Raw genomic sequence first — 2,256 nt, forward strand, 5'->3', positions numbered from 1 at the left:
AGTCAGTACATTGCTCGCTGATAGACCGCTATCGCAGGCAAGCCAGCTCCCACACACGCCCGCTCCCACATTTTTATCCGCGTTTATTCAGTTGAACACCGAGTCATAGGCAAACAACGCCGGTGCCCCGCCGGTGTGCAGGAAAATGATCGGGCCGTCTTCGAATCGCTGACGCCCCAAGCCATCCAGCAGTCCGGCCATGGCCTTGCCAGTGTAGACGGGGTCCAGCAACAAACCTTCCTGGCTGGCCAGCAGCTTGACCGCCGCCAGGGTGCCGGCATTGGGTTCGCCGTAGCGCGGGCCGAAGTATTCGTCCCACAGGATCACCTTGAAGGCCTCGGGAATCTCCACCCCCAACAACTCGGCGGTGCGTTCGGCCAGGCCTTGCACTTTCGGGCGCTGGGCTTCGTCGGTGCGCGAAACCGTCACGCCGATCACCGGCAGGTTCGGCAGTGCTTCGCTCAAGGCCAGGGCCAGGCCGCTGTGGGTGCCGGCGCTGCCGGACGCCAGCACCACGGCGGCAAACTCGATGCCGCTGTCTTCGATCTGCCCGGCCAGTTCCAGGCCGGCGCGCACATAACCCAGGGCGCCGAGGGCGTTGGAGCCGCCGATGGGGACCAGGTACGGCTTCTTGCCGTTGCTGCGCAGACGGTCGGCGAGGGCATTGAGTTGCTCGTCGACGTTGTCGAGGTTTTCCACCAATTCCACCTTGGCGTCGAACAGCTCCAGCAGCAGGCGGTTGCCGTTGCCCAGGTAGTTGGGGTCTTCGGTGCCGGTGGGGTTTTCCAGCAGGGCAACGCAGCCCAGGCCGAGCTTGGCGGCCAGGGCGGCGGTCTGGCGCACGTGATTGGACTGGATCGCACCGGCGGTCACCAGGGTGTCGGCACCCTGGGCGATGGCATCGGCGGCCAGGTATTCGAGTTTGCGCAGCTTGTTGCCGCCCATGGCCAGCGGTGTGGTGTCGTCGCGCTTGACGTAAATGTCCCTGCCCAGCCAGGCCGACAGCCGCTCGAGTTTTTCCAGGGCGGTGGCACCGCCCAGCAGTTCCAGACGGTTAAAGCGGTCGAGCTGTTGTTTGATCATGGCTACGCACGGGTAATAAGTGATGGGGCGACTATAGGCAGGCACTTTTCATCGGGCAACCGTCAATCGCTTATGCCGACAGGTTCTTAGCATCACACCATTGGTTCTTAAGGGCGGGGAAGGCTCATACCGTAAAGTGATGGCCATTTCGTCAGGAGTGAAGACCGTGAGTGAGCGTTCCAGTCATTGGCAATTGCAGACCATCGTCAGCCAGCTGCGCAGCGCCCGGGACCAGTGGCGCACGCGCAATGGCCGGTTGAGCGGCGAGCATGGTGGCCGTGAGTTGCCGTCGCGCGAAGCCGTGGCGCAGATTCTCGAAGCCCTGTGCGGCGCGCTGTTCCCCATGCGCCTGGGGCCGGTGGACCTGCGTGAAGAAAGTGAGGATTTTTACGTCGGCCACACCCTGGACGTGGCATTGAACGCGCTGCTCGCCCAGGCGCGCCTGGAACTGCGCTACGCCGCGCGCCAGAGCGGTCAGGATGACAGCGCCGTCGACGCCCATGCCATCCGGCTGATCCAGGATTTTGCCCTGGCCTTGCCATCCCTGCGCAGCCTGTTGGATACCGACGTGCTGGCCGCCTACCACGGCGATCCGGCGGCGCGCAGCGTGGATGAGGTGCTGCTGTGCTATCCGGGGATCCTGGCGGTGATCCACCATCGCCTTGCCCACCACTTGTACCGTGCGGGTCTGCCGCTGTTGGCCCGCATCAGCGCGGAAATCGCCCACTCGGCCACCGGTATCGACATTCACCCGGGTGCGCAGATCGGCCCGAGTTTCTTTATCGACCATGGCACCGGTGTGGTGATTGGCGAAACCGCGATCATCGGTGAGCGCGTGCGCATTTATCAGGCCGTTACGCTGGGCGCCAAGCGCTTCCCGGCGGATGAAGACGGGCAATTGCAGAAGGGCCACCCGCGCCACCCTATTGTTGAAGACGATGTAGTGATCTACGCCGGAGCGACAATACTGGGGCGCATCACCATCGGCAAAGGCTCCACCATCGGCGGCAACGTGTGGCTGACGCGCAGCGTGCCGGCGGGGGCGAACATCACCCAGGCGAACCTGCAGCACGATGACGGCACGCAAAAATAAGTCGAACACGGCCCAATGTGGGAGCTGGCTTGCCTGCGATAGCGGTCTTTCAGCCAGTGATGTGCTGACTGATCCAGCGC

2 protein-coding genes are annotated in these 2,256 nt (G+C 63.6%); one reads left to right on the forward strand and one right to left on the reverse strand.

The window, feature by feature from the left end; genetic code table 11:
• Positions 1–87: 87 nt before the first annotated feature.
• Entirely contained in the window at positions 88–1,083 is a 996-nt protein-coding gene (locus tag ACW9IB_RS29340) for a D-cysteine desulfhydrase (protein WP_457416804.1), read from the reverse strand.
• A gap of 166 nt (positions 1,084–1,249) precedes the next feature.
• Here ACW9IB_RS29340 and epsC point away from each other — a divergent pair, with 166 nt between their 5' ends.
• On the forward strand, positions 1,250–2,176 hold the full coding sequence (epsC, locus tag ACW9IB_RS29345) for a serine O-acetyltransferase EpsC (protein WP_457416806.1): 927 nt from the start codon (positions 1,250–1,252) through the stop codon (positions 2,174–2,176).
• The last annotated feature ends 80 nt before the right edge of the window (positions 2,177–2,256 follow it).

The sequence above is a fragment of the Pseudomonas sp. SDO524_S393 genome (assembly GCF_054071875.1).